This is a genomic window from Saccharothrix sp. NPDC042600 (assembly GCF_040647305.1).
Lineage (GTDB): Bacteria > Actinomycetota > Actinomycetes > Mycobacteriales > Pseudonocardiaceae > Actinosynnema > Actinosynnema mutabilis.
In genome coordinates this window covers 1-16,637 of the sequence record NZ_JBEZBW010000072.1, presented here as the reverse complement: position 1 = coordinate 16,637, position 16,637 = coordinate 1, and the positions used below count along the sequence as shown (strand labels likewise).

At 73.4% G+C, this 16,637-nt stretch carries 13 protein-coding genes and 1 pseudogene; 9 read left to right on the top strand and 5 right to left on the bottom strand.

Annotation, left to right across the window (positions count from 1 at the left end):
* Positions 1-2 precede the first annotated feature (2 nt).
* The 7 genes from AB0A74_RS30950 to AB0A74_RS30920 are packed head-to-tail and all read left to right on the top strand — an operon-like array spanning position 3 to position 9,182.
* Complete coding sequence (locus tag AB0A74_RS30950) at positions 3-200, top strand: MbtH family NRPS accessory protein (RefSeq protein ID WP_358254990.1); 198 nt, start codon at positions 3-5, stop codon at positions 198-200.
* Between the two features lie 5 nt (positions 201-205).
* Positions 206-1,420, top strand: a complete 1,215-nt coding sequence (locus AB0A74_RS30945; RefSeq protein WP_358255024.1) for an MFS transporter — start codon at positions 206-208, stop codon at positions 1,418-1,420.
* A complete protein-coding gene (locus AB0A74_RS30940) occupies positions 1,417-4,200 on the top strand; it encodes a type I polyketide synthase (RefSeq protein ID WP_358254988.1) in 2,784 nt (927 codons plus the stop codon). Before AB0A74_RS30945 ends, AB0A74_RS30940 begins: the two co-directional genes overlap by 4 nt.
* Positions 4,197-4,931, top strand: a complete 735-nt coding sequence (locus tag AB0A74_RS30935) for an alpha/beta fold hydrolase (RefSeq protein WP_358254986.1) — start codon at positions 4,197-4,199, stop codon at positions 4,929-4,931. The genes AB0A74_RS30940 and AB0A74_RS30935 overlap by 4 nt, the downstream gene beginning before the upstream one ends.
* Entirely contained in the window at positions 4,882-6,591 is a 1,710-nt protein-coding gene (locus AB0A74_RS30930) for an acyl-CoA dehydrogenase family protein (protein ID WP_358254984.1), read from the top strand. The genes AB0A74_RS30935 and AB0A74_RS30930 overlap by 50 nt, the downstream gene beginning before the upstream one ends.
* Positions 6,588-8,261: a non-ribosomal peptide synthetase gene (locus AB0A74_RS30925; protein WP_358254982.1), complete on the top strand. Its 1,674-nt coding sequence runs from the start codon at positions 6,588-6,590 to the stop codon at positions 8,259-8,261. Before AB0A74_RS30930 ends, AB0A74_RS30925 begins: the two co-directional genes overlap by 4 nt.
* Positions 8,262-8,321: 60 nt before the next feature.
* A complete protein-coding gene (locus tag AB0A74_RS30920; RefSeq protein WP_358254980.1) occupies positions 8,322-9,182 on the top strand; it encodes an NAD(P)-dependent oxidoreductase in 861 nt (286 codons plus the stop codon).
* On the opposite strand, the gene AB0A74_RS30915 is transcribed toward AB0A74_RS30920, so the two are convergent.
* From AB0A74_RS30915 to AB0A74_RS30905, 3 genes are all read right to left on the bottom strand, one after another.
* The gene (locus AB0A74_RS30915; RefSeq protein WP_358254977.1) at positions 9,075-10,055 is read right to left on the bottom strand and encodes an AraC family transcriptional regulator; all 981 of its coding nucleotides are present in this window, start codon (positions 10,053-10,055) and stop codon (positions 9,075-9,077) included. The genes AB0A74_RS30920 and AB0A74_RS30915 overlap by 108 nt on opposite strands.
* A 56-nt stretch (positions 10,056-10,111) precedes the next feature.
* Complete coding sequence (locus AB0A74_RS30910) at positions 10,112-10,321, bottom strand: DUF397 domain-containing protein (RefSeq protein WP_358254974.1); 210 nt, start codon at positions 10,319-10,321, stop codon at positions 10,112-10,114.
* A gap of 159 nt (positions 10,322-10,480) precedes the next feature.
* Positions 10,481-11,326 (bottom strand): helix-turn-helix transcriptional regulator, encoded by an 846-nt coding sequence (locus tag AB0A74_RS30905; protein WP_358254972.1) that lies wholly within the window; start codon positions 11,324-11,326, stop codon positions 10,481-10,483.
* 233 nt (positions 11,327-11,559) lie between these two features.
* Here AB0A74_RS30905 and AB0A74_RS30900 point away from each other — a divergent pair, with 233 nt between their 5' ends.
* Positions 11,560-13,155, top strand: a complete 1,596-nt coding sequence (locus AB0A74_RS30900; RefSeq protein WP_358254970.1) for a hypothetical protein — start codon at positions 11,560-11,562, stop codon at positions 13,153-13,155.
* Here the strand turns inward: AB0A74_RS30900 and AB0A74_RS30895 are convergent.
* Complete coding sequence (locus AB0A74_RS30895) at positions 13,092-15,245, bottom strand: NB-ARC domain-containing protein (protein ID WP_358254968.1); 2,154 nt, start codon at positions 15,243-15,245, stop codon at positions 13,092-13,094. The genes AB0A74_RS30900 and AB0A74_RS30895 overlap by 64 nt on opposite strands.
* Positions 15,246-15,577: 332 nt before the next feature.
* On the opposite strand from AB0A74_RS30895, the gene AB0A74_RS30890 reads away from it, so the two are divergent.
* Positions 15,578-16,336: an SGNH/GDSL hydrolase family protein gene (locus AB0A74_RS30890; protein WP_358254966.1), complete on the top strand. Its 759-nt coding sequence runs from the start codon at positions 15,578-15,580 to the stop codon at positions 16,334-16,336.
* Here AB0A74_RS30890 and AB0A74_RS30885 read toward each other — a convergent pair.
* Positions 16,314-16,637: pseudogene (locus tag AB0A74_RS30885) on the bottom strand (MFS transporter); the annotation flags it as partial. The gene AB0A74_RS30890 and the pseudogene AB0A74_RS30885 overlap by 23 nt on opposite strands.

The following is a 16,637-nucleotide window of genomic DNA, read 5'->3' as shown; positions in this document are numbered from 1 at the left end:
CCATGTTCGAGGACAACGACGACCGCCACTACACGGTCGTGCACAACGACGAAGAGCAGTACTCGCTGTGGCCCACCGACCGGGCCCTGCCGCCCGGCTGGACCTCCGTGGGCGTGGCGGGCACCAAGACCGCGTGCCTGGAGCACATCCGGACCGTGTGGACGGACATGCGCCCCAAGAGCCTGCGGGAGTTCCGGTGACCGTCATGCGCCTGCTCGGGTTCCGCAACCTGTTCTACGCGCAGACCCTGAGCCTGTTGGGCACGCAGATCACGCTGCTGGCCCTCCCGCTGGCCGCGCTGCTGCTGCTCGACGCGTCGGCCGCGCAGGTCGGCCTGCTGGCCGCCGCCGAGTACGCGCCCATCCTGCTGTTCGGCCTGCCCGCCGGGGCGTGGGTCGAACGCATGAAGAAGCGGCCGGTGCTGCTGGTCTCCGACGCGGCCCGCGCGGTCGCGCTCGGTGTCGTGCCCATCGCGTACGTGCTGGACGTGCTGACGTTGCCGCTGCTGTTCGTGGTGGCGTTCGTGGTCGGCCTGGGCACGCTGTTCTTCGACGTCGCCCAGATGTCCTACCTGCCGATGCTGCTGTCCGAGGAGCAGCTGGCCGACGGCAACGCCAAGCTGGAGGGCTCGCGGTCGTTCGCGCAGCTCGCCGGGCCGAGCGCCGGCGGCGCGCTGGTGCAGCTGGTCACCGCGCCGGTGGCGATCCTGGTGGACGCGCTGAGCTACGTCGGGTCGTTCGTCCTGCTGCTGTTCGTCAAGGGCCGCGACACCGCGACCCCGCCCGCCGAACGCCAGGGCCTGGGCAGGGAGATCGCCGAGGGCGTCCGGTTCGTCGTGCGGCACCCCGTGCTGCGGCCCCTGGCCCTGGCCGACGCCGCCGCCAACTTCGCCTTCGCCGCGGTGCTGGCGTTGCAGGTGGTGTTCGCGGCCGACGACCTGCACCTGGGCGCGACCGCCATCGGGATCGTGCTGGCCGTGGGCAACGCGGGCGGGCTGGTCGGGGCGGTGCTCAGCGGCAGGCTCAGCGACCGCGTCCCCGCCGGGCCGCTGCTGATCGGGTCGATCGCGCTGTTCACGATCGGCGCGGCGCTGCTGCCGCTGGCCGGAGACGCGTGGACGTTCGGGCTCGGGCTGTTCGTGGTCTACCTCGGCGTCGTCGTCTACAACGTCGTGTCGGTGACCATGCGCCAGCTCGCCACGCCGGAACGGTTGATGGGCCGCATGAACGCGACCCTGCGGTTCATCGAGTGGGGCACGCTCCCGCTCGGCGCGGTCGTCGGCGGCCTGCTGGTCGCGCCCCTCGGCATCCGCACCGTGCTGTGGCTGGCGGCGGGCGTGTGCGCCCTGTCGGTCCTGCCGCCGCTGCTGTCGCCGGTGCGCTCCCTCAAGAACACCGAACTCCAGGAGGTGCCCGCATGAACGGCGAAAGCCCCCACCTGGCCGTCATCGGCATGGCGGGCCGGTTCCCCGGCGCGCCCGACCTCGCCGGGTTCTGGACCAACCTGGCCGGTGGCGCCGAGTCGCGCGACCGCACGCCCGAGGGCGGTGACCGGTTCGACGCCGGGTTCTTCGGCTACGCGCCCAGCGAGGCCCGGCTGCTGGACCCGCAGCACCGCGTGTTCCTCGAAGTCGCCTGGGAGGCGCTGGAGCACGCCGGGTGCGACCCGACCCGGTTCGACGGCGCGATCGGCGTCTACGGCGGCAGCGGCGACACCGGGCACGCCGAGGTCCTGCGGCAGCACCGGCACCGGTTCCCCAACACCTCCGAGTTGCAGTTCCGGATGGCGGGCGGCGTCGACTTCCTGACCAGCCGGGTGTCCTACAAGTTCGGCCTCACCGGGCCGGCGGTGACCGTGCAGACCGCGTGCTCGACCTCGCTGGTCGCCATCCACACCGCCGCGCAGGCGTTGCTGGCCGGTGAGTGCGACCTGGCGCTGGCCGGCGGCATCACGCTGCACGTGCCGTTCCCGGTGGAGGAGCCCGAGTCCGGGATCATCGCGCCGGACGGGCACTGCCGGGCGTTCGACGCCTCGGCCCAGGGCACGGTGGCGTCGGACGGCGCGGGCGTGGTGGCGTTGAAACGTCTCGACGACGCCATCGCCCAGGGTGACCGCATCCACGCCGTGATCCTCGCGTCGGCGGTGAACAACGACGGCGCGGGCAAGGTCGGCTTCACCGCGCCCAGCGTGGACGGCCAGGCCGCCGCCGTCCGGGCCGCGCTGGAGCTGGCCGACGTCGATCCCCGGACCGTCGGGTACGTCGAGGCGCACGGCACCGGCACCCCGGTCGGCGACCCGATCGAGGTGCGGGCGCTGGCCAAGGCGTTCGCGGTGGACGAGACCGGGTTCTGCCTGCTCGGGTCGGTGAAGACCAACATCGGGCACACCGACGCGGCGGCCGGGGTGATCGGGTTCATCAAGGCCGCGCTGGCGCTGGACCACGAGCTGGTGCCGGGCACCGTGCACTTCCGCGCGCCGAACCCGTTGCTGGAACTGGAGTCCACGCCGTTCCGGGTGAGCGCGGACGCGGTGGCGTGGCCGCGGGGCGACCAGCCGCGCCGGGCCGGGGTGAACTCGCTCGGGATCGGCGGCACCAACGCGCACGTGGTCCTGGAGGAAGCGCCGGCCCGGGTTCGGACGCCGGAGGCCGGGCACCAGTTGCTGCCGGTGTCCGCGCGCAGCGCCGACGCGGCGGCCCAAGCCGGTGCTCGACTGGCCGCCCACCTCAGCCGCGCCGCCGCCGACTCCGGACCGGGTGCCGGCGAGTCGTTGGCCGACGTGGCGTGGACGCTCCAGACCGGGCGGAAGGTCTTCGCCCACCGAGGTTTCGTGGTCGCCGATGACACCGCCGACGCCGCCGGGCAGCTCACCCGCCTGGCCGCCAAGCCAGTGCCCGAGACCGCGCCGGGAGTGGCGTTCCTGTTCCCCGGCCAGGGCGGGCAGCACGTCGGCATGGGTCGCGAGCTGTACCGGCGGGAACCGGTGTTCCGCGCCGAGTTCGACCGGTGCGCGGACCTCGCGCTGCCCGGCATCGACCTGCGGGACGTGGTGCTGCGCGGCGACGCCGACCTCCTGGCCACCATGAGCGTCGGCCAGCCGGCCGTGTTCGCCGTGGAGTACGCGCTGGCGAAGCTGTGGGTGTCCTGGGGCATCACGCCGAGCGCGGTCGTCGGGCACAGCCTCGGCGCGTACGCGGCGGCGACCATCGCGGGCGTGCTGTCCGTGGAGGACGCGCTGAGCCTGGTGCTGGAGCGCGGGCGGCTGATGGACGCCATCCCGGCGGGCGCGATGCTCGCCGTGCCGCTGTCCGAGGCGGAGGTCACGCCGCTGCTGGGCGGGCTGTCGCTGGCGGCGGTCAACGGGCCCCGGCAGTGCGTCGTCGCCGGGCCACTGTCCGAAGTGGACGACCTGCGGGTCTGGCTGGCCCACGACGGCGTCGACGGACGCCTGCTGCGCATCAGCACGGCCGCGCACTCCACGCTGGTCGAACCGGTGCTGTCGGGCTTCGAGAAGCGGGTCGCCGGGGTCACCCTGCACCCGCCGGTCATCCCGTGGATGTCGGACCGGACCGGCCGGTTCGTCACCGCCGACGAGGCCACCGACCCGGCGTTCTGGAGCGCGCACTTCCGGGAGACCGTCCGGTTCGCCGACGCCCTGGCCGCGCTGCCCGCGGACCTCGCCCTGGTCGAGGTCGGCCCCGGGCGGACGCTGTCCGGGCTGGCGCGGCAGCAGTCCGCGCCGGAGCGGGTCGTGGTGGCGAGCATGCCGCACCCCGCCGAGGACGTGCCCGGTTCGGCCGTGCTCCTGCACGCGCTGGGCAGCCTGTGGCAGGCGGGCGTGGACGTCGACTGGGCGTCGTTGCACCACGAGCGCCCCCACAAGACCGCGCTGCCCACGTACCCGTTCGAGCGCAAGCTGTTCCGGCTCGACGCCGACGAAGAGCCCGAGGTCGAGACGGAGGCCGCCCAGGCGGTGCTCAGCGAGACCGAACGGGTGCTGGCGGCGGCGTTCGGGACCATCCTCGGGCTGCGCCGCGTCGAGGCCGACGACAACTTCGTGGCGCTGGGCGGGGACTCGATGCTGGCCACCCGCGTCGTCGCGGTGGTGCGCGCCGACCTGGGCGTCGAACTGGGCGTGCGGGACCTGTTCCGCGCGCCGACCGTCGCCGGGCTGGCCAAGCTGATCGAGGCCAAGCGGTGAACCCCTGGCTGCTGTGCCGCCGCAAGCGCCCCGACGCGCGGCTGCGCCTGTACTGCTTCCCGCACAGCGGCGGGTCGGCGGGCGAGTTCCTGCGCTGGGCCGACGACCTGCCCGACGTCGAGGTGTGGGGCGTGCAGGTCCCGGGCCGGGGCACCCGCCTGGACGAGCCGTCGCACACGCGGATGGCCGACCTGGTGCGCGCGATCGTGACCGAGGTCGATTTCGCCGGGCCGTGCGCGTTCTTCGGGCACAGCCTGGGCGCGCTGGTCGCCTACGAGGTCGCGGTGGCGTTGCGCGACCTCGGGCGGCCGGGTCCGCGGCGGCTGCTGGTGTCCGCGCACGAGGCGCCGCACCGGCACGTCCGCGACGACACCGCCCACCGCCTGGACCAGGCCGGGCTGATCGCCGCCGTCGAGGAGCAGTTCGGGCCGCTGCCCGCCGAGGTCCGCGACGACCCCGAGTGGCAGGACATGGTCCTCGGGCCGCTGCGCGCGGACCTCACCATCGTCGCCGACTACGAGCACCGCCCCACCCCGCCCCTGGCCTGCGCGATCACCGCGCTGGGCGGGACCGCCGACACCGTCGGCACACCCGACCTCGCCGGCTGGGACCGGCACACCACGGGCCCGTTCGCGCTGCACCTGTTCGAGGGCGGCCACTTCTACTTCCGGGAGCACCACGATGACGTCCTCCGTCGCCTCGCCGCCGACCTTGCGGGGCTTCTTCGATGAGCTGTTCCTGGGTCGGGTGCGGTGGGACCTGCTGCGCCCCTTCCCGACCCAGGAACCGACCGACCGGGCGATCGGCGACCAGGCCGTCGCGGCGGTCACCGCGCTGGTCCGCGCGCACGTCGATCCCGAGCTGCTCGACCGCACCGGCACGCTGCCGGCCGGACTGACCGACGCGTTGCAGGACGGCGGTTTCCACAAGCTGCTGATGGGCCCGGAGCTGGGTGGGCTGGAGCTGTCGCCGTTCAACGCGATGCGCGTGGTGCAGGCGGTGGCGAGCTGGTCGCCGGCGGTGGCGTGGTCGCTGGCCATCGGCAACGGGTTCGGCTCCGGCTCCTACCTGCCGATCGTCGAGGACGGCCCGCTGCGCGACCTGATCGAGCGGCACGTGCGTGCCGGGATCGTGTCCGGCAGCGCCGACACCGAGGCCAACGGGGCCGCCAACCACCGCCGGCACACCACCGCCGTGCCCGTCGAGGACGGGCGGGCCTACCTGGTCAACGGCGAGAAGGTGTTCATCGGCAACGGCCCGCTCGCGCGGCTGCTCGACGTGGCGTGCACGGTGGAGGTCGACGGCGTCCGGCAGATCCGGTACTTCTTCGTGGAGACCGACTCCCCCGGGTTCGAGGTCGTGACCACCCAGGAGTTCCTGGGGCTCAAGGGCGCGCCGATCGGGGTGCTGCGGTTCACCGACGTGCGGGTGCCTGCGGAGAACCTGCTGCCCGCCTCCACCGACGAGGCCCGCTACGCGCCGGAGATCGCCCGGCTCGCGACGCTGGCGCGGACGCTGGTCATCGCCTCGCCGTCGCTGGCCATCGCCAAGCTGTGCCTGGGGTGGCAGCGCGACTTCGTCACCCGCCGGGTCATGGACGACCGGCCCCTGGGCTCCTACGAGGAGATCCGGCGGCGCGTCGCCGAGACCGCCGCCGACGTCTTCCTGGTGGAGAGCGTGGTGCGATGGGGTCTGCTCGGGCAGGACCGCGCCGACACCGGGCCGGACCTGACCGCGGCCAAGAACCTGACCTCGCTGGCGTGCTGGCGGGCGATCGACCGGACCGTGGGCCTGCTGGGCGGCGAGGGCATCGAGACCGCGCGCAGCAAGGCGCGGCGCGGGGCCCCGGCGCTCCCGGTGGAGCGGTTCGTGCGGGACGCGCGAGGCCTGCGGGTGGCCGGCGGGGTGGACTTCCTGCTCGACTACTGGTCCGCCGAAGCCGGGCTGGAGGCCTACTACGCCGCGGACACCCGCGCTCCCTTCGAGTCCACTGTGGACGACCTGGGGCTGTCGCCGCGGTGCCGTGAGCACTTCCGGGCGCTGGTGGACGAAGCGGCTCGGCTGGGCGCGGTGTGCGCGCGGCTGACCAGCGCCCACTCGCAGTCCGACCTGATGGCGCGGCAGCGGACCGTGATCACGCTCGGCGCGCTGGCCCGTGAACTGCTCGGCATGGCCGTGGTGCTGGCCCGTGCCGGCTCCCCCGAGACCGCCGCCCTGGCCGACATCGCGTGCTCGTCGGCTCGCGTGCGGCTGGCCGGGCTGTGGGCACAGCTCGACGCCGCCGAGCCGGAGCACCCGGGTGTCGCGGACGAGTTGTTGCACGGCACCGGGTTCGACTTCCTGACCACCGACGTCATCACCGACCTCCCCACCGTCGAGGACCAGCCATGACCGTGCACTCCCTGGTCGCCGCGGCGGCGACCGCCCACCCCTCCCGCGTCGCCGTCGTGTCCGCCGAGCGGTCGCTGACCTACGGCGAGCTGGACGCCCGCGCCAACGGGCTCGCGGCCCGGCTGATCGCCTCCGGTGTGCGGCCGGGCGACCCGGTCGGCGTGTTCCTGCACCGGTCGGCGGAGTTCGTGCTGGCGGCGCTCGCGGTGCTCAAGGCCGGCGGGTTCTACGTGCCGCTGGACCCGGACTACCCGGCGGCGCGGCTGGAGTTCATGCGGGAGGCGGTGTCCTCCCCGGTCGTGGTCACGGTCGGGTCGCTGGCGGGGCGGTTGGGCGGTCCGGTGGTGCTGCTGGACGAGTTGCCCGATCCCGCCGGTCCCGTGTCCGTTCCGGTGCACCCGGACGACCTCGCGTACGTCATGTTCACCTCCGGGTCCACCGGGCGGCCCAAGGGCGTCGCCGTGACGCACCGCGGGATCGTGCGGCTGGTGGACGAGCCGGGGTGCGTGTCGTTGGCCGGCGAGACCATGCTGCACCTGTCGTCGCCTTCGTTCGACGCCGCCACGTTCGACGTGTGGGGTGCGCTGGCCAACGGCGGGCGGCTGGTCGTGGGGCCGGCCGGGAAGGTGACCGTGGCCGAGATCGGCGAGCTGGTGCGCTCCCGCGGCGTGACCACGGCGTTCCTGCCGACCGGGTTGTTCCACCTCGTCGTGGACGAGGGCGTGGCGGCGCTGGCCGGGCTGCGGCAGCTCGTGGTCGGCGGGGACGTGCTGTCTTCGGCGCACGCCCGCCGGTTCCTGGCGGCGGTTCCCGGGTGCCGGCTGGTCAACGGGTACGGGCCGACGGAGGTCACGACGTTCACCACGTTCCACGACGTGCGGCCGGTCGACGGGCCGGTGCTGATCGGCACGCCGCTGAACCGGACGTACGTGCGGGTGCTGGACGACGACCTGCGGCCCGCCGAGGTCGGGCAGCTGTACGCCGGTGGCGACGGCGTGGCCCGCGGCTACCTCGGTGACCCGGCGCTGACCGCGCAGCGGTTCGTGCCCGACCCGTGGACGCCCGGCGCGCGCCTGTACGCGACCGGCGACCTGGTCCGCGCGACGCCCGACGGGCTGGAGTTCCTGGGGCGCATCGACGGCCAGGTCAAGAAGCGCGGCTACCGCGTCGAGCCCGGCGAGGTCGAGGCGGCTCTGCGCGACGACCCGGACGTGCGCGACGCGGCCGTGGTGGCCACCGGCGACCGGGCCGACACCCGGCGGCTGGAGGCGTTCCTGGTGCTGTCGGGGCCGTTGGACGGGGTGCGGGCGCGGATCGGCGGGGTGCTGCCGGAGTACCTCGTGCCGGACGTGTGGGTGGAGCTGCCCGGCCTGCCCCTGACCCCGAACGGCAAGGTGGACCGCGCCGCCCTCGTCGCGGCGCCCCGCGGCGGCTCCGCGGGCGAGCCGCCGCTGACGGAGACGGAGTCGGCGATCGCGGAGATCTGGCGCGAGGTGCTGGAGGTCGAGTCGGTGGGCCGCCACGACGACTTCTTCGCCCTGGGCGGCCACTCCCTCATCGCGAACCGGATCGTGACCCGGATGCGGCGGGCGTTGGGCGTGGACGTCCGCCTGGTCGCGGTGTTCGACCACCCGACGGTGGCGGGTCTGGCCGAGCACGTCTCACGCTGACCGGGGGGCGTTGCACAAGCGTTCAAGACCGCGACGGCACGCCGGCGCTACAAACGCGGCGTGATCGGTTTCATCGGACTCGGGCTCATGGGCCAACCCATGGCCGTCAACCTCGCCAAGGCCGGACCGCTCGTGGTCTGGAACCGCACCCGCGAGCGGTGCGCGCCGGTCGAAGCGGTCGGGGCGCAGGTCGCCGCCAGTGCCGCGGAGGTGTTCGAACGCGCGGACGTCGTGGTGTTGATGCTGAGCGACGAACCCGCCGTGGACGAGGTGCTCGCGCGCGGCACCGCGGAGTTCGCCGGGCGGGTGCGAGGGCGGACGGTGGTGCAGATGGGCACCATGCCCGCCGCGTACTCGCGGGGGCTGGAGGGCGACATCGCGGCGGCCGGCGGGGTGTACGTGGAAGCGCCGGTGTCCGGGTCGCGCGGGCCGGCCGAGGCGGGCACGTTGGTCGCGATGGTGTCGGGTGACCGCGCGGCCGTGGAACGGGTCGGGCCGCTGCTCGCGCCGATGTGCGCGGAGGTGGTCGAGTGCGGGCCGGTGCCGGGTGCGCTGCTGATGAAGTTCTCGGTGAACCTGTTCCTGATCACCCTGGCCACCGGGCTGTCCGAGGCGTACGTGTTCGCCGAGGCGCAGGGGATCGACCTCGACACGTTGACCCGGGTGCTGGACGCCGGGCCGATGGCGTCGGCGGTGTCGCGGGCGAAGGCCGTGAAGCTGCGGGACGGGGACTACGCGCCGCAGGCCGCCGCGTTGGACGTGCTGAAGAACAACCGCCTCATCGCCGAGGCGGCCCGTGCGGCGGGGGTCGCCTCACCGCTGCTGGACGTCTGCCACGCCCTGTTCGGCGAGGCCGTGGCCCTCGGGCACGGTGGGGAGGACATGGCGGCCGTGGCCCACGCCATCCGCGCCCGCTCCTGACCGACCCGCTCCCGGCCCGTCCGCTCCCGGCCCGTCCGTCGGGGCCGGTTCGCCCGCGTCCGACACCCCCGCGGCCCACACGGCGGGCGTCAACCCGAAGGCGCGCTTGAACATCCGGGTCAGGTGGCTCTGGTCGGCGAACCCCGCCGCCACCGCCACCTCGCCCAGCGGGACGCCCGCCCGGATCAGCCGCCGGGCGGTGTCCAGTTGGCGCATCGTGCGGAACCGCGTGGGACTGGTGCCGAACGCCGCCCGGAACTGCCGCGCCACCGCCCACCGGTCCATCCCGGCCACCCGCTCGAACTCGGTCACCGGGTGCCGTCGCGCCGGGTCGTCCGCCAGCAGGGTCCGCACCCGGCGCACCGCGTCCAGGTCCAGCGCCGTCGGCCGCGCGGGACCGGCGTGCTGGGTCAGCATGTCCACCACGGCCGTCGTCATCTCCACGGCCTGCACGTCGTCCAGCGGCTCCTCGATGTCGGCCAGCCACGACGCGACCGCGCGGGAGGCGGGTGTCGGCTCCAGCACCGGGTCGGCGACGAACGGCAGCGGCCGACCGCCCAGCGCGTCCTGCACCAGCGCGGGGTCCAGGTAGATGATCCGGTAGTCGAGGCCGTCCGCCGACCCCGCGCCACCGTCGTGGGTCTCGTCGGGGTGCAGGACGTGCCACCGCCCCGGCAGGCAGTGCCACAGCGCCCCCCGGTACCGGAAGGTCTGGACACCCGCGAGCGTCAGCCCCACCGCGTAGGTGTCGTGCCGATGCGGCGCGAACGCCACCCCGCGCAACGACGCCGCCATCCGCTCGATCCCGTCCGCGCCACCCCCGAACCGCAACCGGTAAGCGGTGCCGCGCGCGACCAGAATGTCCCCGGCCATGCGCCCACGCTAGCCGCTGTCGCGGCGGACTCCGAACCCACGGGCCCGACCCGTGTTCAGCGGTCGGCGACAAAGCGCAGGAAGCTGACCCACACCGACTGCGGGAACGCCAGTTGGCCGCCCGCGGCATTGCGGGAGTTCCGCACGCGGGCGTTCGAACCGGCCCACGCGACTTCCACGCAGTCGACGTTCTGGGAATGGGCGCTCTTCCGCCATCGCAACTCTGACGCCCCGCGCTCAGCGACCACCCGGCACCCCTCCCTCATGCCCCGACCTGGACGAGGTGTCCTCAGGATATCGGCGCGCGATCATCCTCCAGAACCGCCGAGTGCGCGAGCGACACTGCTCCGCTCTCAGCACCGGGTCCCGGGCGGGGTGGAATAGGAGGGCCGGCTTTCGCCGGCGTTATGGAGTTGGCGCAGGGCTCAGGTCGGCATCTCTCCCATCAGTCGGTGGAGCAGCGCGTCGAATTCGTCGGGTGTCGTGGCCAGCGCCTCCAGCTCCAGGAAGATCTCCACGTAATTGCTGACCTGCCTGGGGTTGTTCTGGATGACCGTGACTTCGCCCGGCCACTCCAGGTAGACGACGTGGTCCAGGTCGCCGGTCTCGAACTCGAAGACCTCGAAGTTGCCGCGCATGGCGCGGTAGATGCCCTTGTCGAACGACAGCACCTGGATCGAGACGTTCGGCCGCTTCGCGATCTCGCTGAGCCGCAGGAGTTGGTCGCGCATCACGGCCGGTCCGCCGACCCAGCGCCGCAGCGCCGCTTCGTCCATGACGAAGAACGCCTTGACCGCGTCGTCGCCCTCCAGGATCCGCTGGCGCTCCATGCGCAGCTTGACCTTGTACTCCAACTGGTCCTCGGTGGAGTACAGCCGCAGCACCTCGCGCGCGTAGTCCTCGGTCTGGAGCAGGCCGGGGACGATCAGCTGCTGGTACTGCCTGATCAACGACGTCGACGCCTCGAACTCCAGCAGCGTGACCATGTCGGGGGACATGGTGGCTTTGTGCTTGTCCCACCACACGCGCTGGCGGCCGGCGCGGGCCGTCTGGACCAGGTCGTCGATGAAGTCCGGTGACTCGCCGTAGAACTGGAGCAGGGCTCGGAGATCCGTTGTCGAAATGTTGACCGCGCCCGTCTCGATACGGATGACCTTCGATGTCGACCAGTCAAGGGCCTCGGCGACCTCCCGTTGTGTGCGCCCAGCGCGATCGCGCGCCTTGCGCAACTCGGTGCGCAGACGACGCTGCTGGACCACAGGGTTGCTCACCTGCGCCACAGAGATCCACCTCTCAGACTGCTCTCATGCCATCTGCTACGTGGCATATAGCCATCCGCTCAACCGCTTGGTAACGTCATGCTAGCCGACAATGCGATCTGTCGCAGTTGGCCATGCCGAACGGAGTTCCGATGGGCAAAGAGACGTGGGCGACCGAAAGGCGAGTACTCCTCGTCATTCGGAACCTGACGTCTCTCCACCGGCTCCTCCAGTTGGTCGACGGCATGTTCGCCGGACAGCGCATCGCCCTGAAATTCACCATCGACAAGGGTTCCGAGTACGTCCGCGACCTGCGCAAACACCTGATCGAGACCGGTTGCGACGTCTTGAGTTGGCACAACGCGACCAAGACCGAATTCCACGCGATCATGGCGGCGCACGCGGGCAGCGCGCTGCACGAGTTGCGCGGGCCGATCCTGACCATCGCGCACGGCGCCGGTTACCCCCGAATAGTTCCGGAGACTACGGGAAGTCTGCTGTCACCCACTGGAGTGGCACGCAGCCAACTGGTCCACAGCGATCGGGTGATACCCGCAAAAATAGGGCTTTCGCACGAAGAGCAATTCGGGTTGATCGACCGGACCTGTCCCGAGGCGCGGGACCGCTGCGTGGTGGTCGGCGACCCGGCCGCCGACCAGTTGCGCGCCAGCACGGTCCTGCGCGACCGCTACCGCGCCGCGCTCGGCGTCGGGCCCGACCAGCGGCTGGTCCTGGTGACCTCCACGTGGGGACCGAACTCCGCGCTGGCCGCCGGTCCCGACCTGCCGCAACGACTCCTCGCCGAACTGCCGCTGGGCCGCTACCGCGTCGCCCTGGTACAGCACTGGAACATCAGTCAAGGCCATTCGCGCTACGAGGTCGGCCAGCAGTTCCGCGACGGCACCCGGTGCGGACTGATCACCGTCCCGCCGGACCGCAGTTGGCAGGCCGCGCTCATCGCCGCCGACGTGGTGATCGGCGACCACGGATCGGTGACCTTCTACGGGGTGGCGCTGGGCAAGCCGCTGTTGCTGGCCAGTGACGGCGGGTGCGAGGTCGATCCGGCCTCGGCCAACGCGGAGGTGTGGCGCAAGGCCCGGCCGCTGGACCTCCAGGCGCCGCTGCGGCCCCAGGTCGAGTCCGCGCTGGACGACGGCGGCGACCCGGCGCTGCGCGAGATCACCGACCGCGTGCTGGGCCGGCCGGGCGAGGCGAAGGCCCTGGTGCACCGGGTGCTGTGCGAGATGATGGACCTGCCGCTCTCGGCGACCCCGCCCGTGGAGCCGGTCGAGGTGCACCGCGCGCCGCCGCGCCGCCCGGTCGGGGCGCAGGTCGTCACCGCCTCGCTGCACCGCAGGCACGTCGTCCTGGAGCGCTTCCCGCACCTGCTCAGCGGCCTGCGACCGGACGGCGACACCGCGCCGATGCTCGTCGTGGACGAGTCGGTCGTGGACGGCACGGTCCGCGACAACGCCGACATCGTGGTCCGCACCGAGGTCGCGGGCGACCCCCGGCGCTGGGTGGCCGACCAGTTGGCGGCCCACCCGGGCGCGGCGGTCGCGGCGGCGGCCACGGAGTCCGGGTCGGTGGTGGGCTTCCGCGACGAACCGGCGATCGACCTGCCCGAGGTCGGCCCGACCGCCGCCGCCTGCGCGCTGCACCACTGGGCGAGCCTGCGCCGCCGCAGGGTCCCGCCCCGCGGCCTGGTGCTGGTCGTCCACGACAACGATGTCACGCGGGTGGTCAGCCTGACCGGCCGCCGACCGCACCGGGCGCCTCAGCCGCGCGACCCGAACCAGCGCAGGACCTCCGCGCTGCGCGGGTTGCCCGCGTCGCGGTAGAGCTCGAACAGCCGCTGCGCCGAGACGCGGAACAGGTCCTCGTCGCGCTGCTCGCGGGCGATCACGACCATGACCTCCAACGCCTGCGCCTCCTTCACCGGCTGGCGCCGGGACCGGGTCGTGGCGATCGCGGCGGTCAGCACGCGGCGGGCGTCGGCGACGCGGCGCAACGCCTCGTAGGCCCGGCCCAGGGCGATGTGGACGCGGGCGGTGGACATCTCGTCGCGCAACCGCTCCAGCAGGCGGCGCGCCTCCTCCAGCACCGGCAGCGCCAACGCCGCCTTCCCGGCGCGCACCAGGGCGTCGCCGAACTGGTAGGCCTGCACGCCGATCGCGCGCGGGTCCCCCAGCCGCCGGCTGATCAGCAGCGCGGACTCGAACTCGCGCGCCGCGTCGTCGTAGCGCTCCTGCTCGCGCAGCAGCAACCCGTAGGACTCGTGGACCATCGCGCGGCCCAGGCCGTTGTCGGCGACCACCCGTTCCGCGCGGGACAGCTCCGCCCTGGCCGCCTCGAAGTCGCGCAGCTCGACGTGCGCCCGCGCGAGCTGGTTGCGCAACCGGCACTCCGCGGCCCGCGCCCCGACCGCGGCGGCCGACTCCGCGCCGATGCGGTGCGCCTCGATCCAGTCCGCGTAGTGCTTCCGGCTGTGGTAGAAGGCCCACAACGCCTCGCACAGCTGCCAGGCCGCGGTGTGCAGGCCGATGTCCGCCGCCAGCCGGACCGCCGCGAGCAGGTTGGTCCGCTCGGTCTCGAACCACTCCATGCCGGAGCCGGCGTCGAACTCGACCGGCCACGGTCTGAGGTCGTGGTCGGCCAGCCGCCACCGCGCCGGGCCCAGCACCGCGCGGTCGGCCGCCGCCGCGCCGAGCAGGTACCACTCGACGGCCCGCCGCCGCACCTCGTCCCGCTCGTCCGCGCCCTCCCGCTCGGCGCGGTGCACGGCGTGCAGCCGGACCAGGTCGTGGAAGCGGTAGCGGTCGGCGGCGTGCTCCTCGACCAGGTTCACCGCGCGCAGCGCGGCCAACTGCTCCTCCGCCTCGGCGGCCGACGTGCCCGCCATCGCGGCGGCCACGCCCGCGTCGAAGTCGCCGCCGGGGTGCAGGCCCAGCACCCGGTACAGCCGCCGCGCCGGGGCGGACAGGTCGTCGTACGCCGCGTCGAAGACGTGTTCCACGAGGTGATCCCCCTCCACCGAGAGCCGGCTGAGGCGTTTGCGGTCGTCGGACAGGTGCTGGGCGTAGCGGGCGACCGTCCAGCGCTCCAGGCGGCCCAGCTCGGCGCCGACCACCTTCAGCGCGATGGGCAGGCCCGCGCACAGGTCGACCAGGCGGCGGGTGGCGGACGGCTCGCGGTGGACCCGGTCGTCGCGGACCATGTGCGCGACCAGCGTCGCGCCGTGCTCGTCGTCCAGCGGGCGCAGCTCCACGGTGTGCGCGCCGTCGATGGCCAGGCCGCTGAGCCGCCGCCTGCTGGTGGCCAGCACGACGCTGCCCGGCGAGGTCGGCACCAGGGACCGGATCTGGGCGGCGTGGTCGGCCCCGTCCAGCACCACGAGCACGCGCGAGCGGGCGGTGAGGCTGCGGAACAGCGCCACCCGCTCGGGCAGGTCGGGCGGGATGTAGTCCCACGGCACGCCCAGCGCCCGCAGGAACGCCCCGGCCACGTCGGTCACCGCGATGCCGCCGTGGTGGCGGTAGCCGTCGAGGTCGGCGAACAGGTGCCCGCCGTCGAACCGGTCGGCGTGCCGGTGCGCCCACTGCAGCGCGCACGCGGTCTTGCCGACCCCCGCCATGCCGCTGAGCACGACGATCGCCGCGCCCCGCCCGCCGCCGCCGGTGGCCGCCGCCTCGATGCGCTCGATCTCGCCGCGCCGGTTGACGAACCCGTGCGGCGCGGGCGGAAGCTGGCGGGGGCGCTTCATCCGGGCCGGCGGCGCGGGGGTGACGACGGTGACCTCGTCGATGACGTTGGCCTGGACGACCCCGCCGAGCACCGGGGCGGAGACCTCGTTGCGGGCGAGCCGGGCGGACTGCCCGTTGCGCGCGGACAGGGCGTCGAGTGCCGCTCGCAGGCTGATGTCCGGTTTCATTCGCTGTCTCCCGGCCGGGTGCCGCCCAGTATCACACCTGCCGGGCCGGACCGGCAGGCAATCGGAGGCTGATTCGACTTCCGCCACCTGGCACATGGTGTTCGCGGGGAGTGGCGAATCCGTCACCCGAACGGCGGTTTACGCTGGTGGGAGCGTGGTTGCCGGCCAAAGGCGTTGCACGTCTGGCCAGTTGTGCCCTTGCCGGACCCCACCGAAGGTATAGGTGCGTTCGGCAATTCCTTCACATTCTTCGCCGATGCTCCCGCGAACGGGCGGGCCGAAGCCGACTCATATGCTGGTGGGCGTTCACGGACAACGGGAGGGCGTCGGCGGTGCGGTACGCGGCGATCGGGGACAGTTTCACCGAGGGCGTCGGTGACGAGCGGGCGGACGGGTCGCCGCGTGGCTGGGCGGACCTGGTCGCGGAGGGGCTCGCGGGCGCGTTGGGCGAACCGGTGTCCTACGCGAACTTCGCCGTGCGCGGCCGGCTGATGGCGCCGATCGTCACCGAGCAGCTGGAGGCGGCGCTGGCGCTGTCCCCCGCGCCGACGCTGATCACGTTGAACGGCGGCGGCAACGACATGATGCGCCCCGGCGTGGACGGCCGGCGGTTGGCGGAGCTGACCGGGCACGCGGTGCGCCGGTGCGCCGAGGCCGGCGTGCGACTGGTGCTGCTCAGCGGCGCGGACCCGTCGCAGCGCCTGCCGTTCGGGCGGACCATCCACCAGCGGGGCGCGGAGCTGACCGAGGCCGTGCGGGAGTTGGCCGCGCGGCACGGGTTGACGATGGTGGACATGTTCAACGACCGGGAGATCCGCAAGGCGGCGTACTGGTCGCCCGACCGGCTGCACCTGAACGCGGCCGGGCACCACCGGGTGGCGGCCCACGTGCTGACCGCACTGGGGCACACCACGCCGGCGGAGCCGCTGGACCACGAACCCGAGGTGCGCCGCCTGCTCGCCGAGGCGCGGTACTACCGGCAGCACGTCCTGCCGTGGGTGCACCGCAGGCTGCGCCGCCGGTCGTCGGGCGACACGGTGACGGCGAAGCACCCGACGTGGACGACGATCACCCCCGCACCCGCGGTGTGAGGAGTTTGTACGAGGTCCAGGCGATGTCGGCGACGAGGACCAACGCCCAGACGCGGCCCGCGCCGTAGAGGAACGCCTCGGCCCCTTCGCGCGGCACTTGCCCGAGCAGAACGGTGCCGAGGTCGCGGGTGAGCAGATCACGCACCCAGGACAGGTCGAACACCGCCAAACCCGCTTGCGCCGCCCCGAAAAGCCCCGCGTGGACGCCGAGATCGACCACCTGCCCGCGCCGGCTCGCCGGAGCGGCTCCGGGGGCGGGCTCGGCCGGGGCGGGGTGGACGGCCGGCGCGGGCTCGGGCAG

Coding starts and splice junctions, on each gene's coding strand:
- AB0A74_RS30930 (WP_358254984.1), top strand. CDS start 4,882: ATGACGTCCTCCGTCGCCTCGCCGCCGACCTTGCGGGGCTTCTTCGAT.
- AB0A74_RS30900 (WP_358254970.1), top strand. CDS start 11,560: ATGTTCGCCGGACAGCGCATCGCCCTGAAATTCACCATCGACAAGGGT.
- AB0A74_RS30940 (WP_358254988.1), top strand. CDS start 1,417: ATGAACGGCGAAAGCCCCCACCTGGCCGTCATCGGCATGGCGGGCCGG.
- AB0A74_RS30915 (WP_358254977.1), bottom strand. CDS start 10,055: ATGGCCGGGGACATTCTGGTCGCGCGCGGCACCGCTTACCGGTTGCGG.
- AB0A74_RS30945 (WP_358255024.1), top strand. CDS start 206: ATGCGCCTGCTCGGGTTCCGCAACCTGTTCTACGCGCAGACCCTGAGC.
- AB0A74_RS30925 (WP_358254982.1), top strand. CDS start 6,588: ATGACCGTGCACTCCCTGGTCGCCGCGGCGGCGACCGCCCACCCCTCC.
- AB0A74_RS30910 (WP_358254974.1), bottom strand. CDS start 10,321: ATGAGGGAGGGGTGCCGGGTGGTCGCTGAGCGCGGGGCGTCAGAGTTG.
- AB0A74_RS30895 (WP_358254968.1), bottom strand. CDS start 15,245: ATGAAACCGGACATCAGCCTGCGAGCGGCACTCGACGCCCTGTCCGCG.
- AB0A74_RS30950 (WP_358254990.1), top strand. CDS start 3: ATGTTCGAGGACAACGACGACCGCCACTACACGGTCGTGCACAACGAC.